This window comes from Streptomyces sparsus, from assembly GCF_054776295.1.
Genome location: NZ_BAAHCA010001324.1, coordinates 1 through 1,027 on the forward strand (window position 1 = coordinate 1; position 1,027 = coordinate 1,027).

General features: G+C 73.6%; 2 protein-coding genes. One reads left to right on the forward strand and one right to left on the reverse strand.

The window, feature by feature from the left end; genetic code table 11:
• On the reverse strand, positions 1–186 hold a 186-nt coding region (locus ACYVE9_RS28190; protein ID WP_461030718.1), incomplete at its 3' end, for a hypothetical protein.
• Positions 187–268: 82 nt separating this feature from the next.
• Here ACYVE9_RS28190 and ACYVE9_RS28195 point away from each other — a divergent pair.
• On the forward strand, positions 269–1,003 hold the full coding sequence (locus tag ACYVE9_RS28195; RefSeq protein ID WP_461030719.1) for a GntR family transcriptional regulator: 735 nt from the start codon (positions 269–271) through the stop codon (positions 1,001–1,003).
• Positions 1,004–1,027: the final 24 nt, after the last annotated feature.

Sequence of the window (1,027 nt, forward strand, 5' to 3'; positions counted from 1 at the left end):
CCGCTCCACGACCGCCGAGCCGATGCCGCGGCTGCCGCCGGTGACGGCGGTGACCGGCTGCGCCATGACGGCCCCCTCAGCCGCCGGCGGCCGGTGCGCCGGTCTCCGCGCGACGCTACCGAACCGCCCTGCCGGGTGGCGGCAGGCATTGGTCTTGACCAACGGGTCGGGCCGTCCTATGGTCACAAGGCATACGCAACAACCTTTAAAAAAGAAGCACGCATAAATCCGTCGGCTACACGGCGACACGGCGATTGCGGAGGCAAGGGTGGGGACCACGCAGTTGGAGACGGCGCCGGAGCCCAAGTACTGGCACCTCAAGACGGTGCTGTCGGAGGCGTTGGACTCCGAGTTCGCCGTCGGGCAGATCCTGCCGAACGAGCGCGATCTCGCCGCCCGCTACGGCGTGGCCCGGGCGACCCTGCGACAGGCGCTGGAGCAACTGGAGTTCGAGGGGCGCCTGCAGCGCCGCCGCGGAGTGGGCACCACCGTCGCCCCGCCGCGTGTCGGCGTGGACATCGCCCCTGTGCAGGACAGTTGGCCGGGCGGCCCCGGTGACGCATGGCAGGTGCAGGACTGCGCGGAGGCCGCTCCGCCCGCCCCGGTCGCCGGCATGCTGGGGCTGAGCGCCGGCGAGACGGTGCACGTCGTACGCCGGGCCCGCACCTCGCAGGGCCAGCCGCTCGCCACCGAACTGCTCTACGTACCGACCGACGCGCCGCGCGCGGAGGCGGGGGACGGCGCTGCCCGCGGCAGGGCGGTGCTCCGCGCTCTCCAGCGCGACCACACACTCGACGGACAGGACCGCTCGGTGGAGCTGGGCTCGGCCGGCGCGGAGGAGTCCCGCCGACTGGACCGGCTGCCCGGTGCCCCGGTGCTGGTGGTCACCACCCGCTACCTCTCCGGCGGGCGCGTGACGGCGGTCGCCGTCTCCACCTACCGCGCCGACACCTGCCGGCTCACCTTCGGTGAGTCCGGCGGCGTGGAGCTGCTCGCCGGCTGAACCCACCGAGTGCCCCGCCGAAGC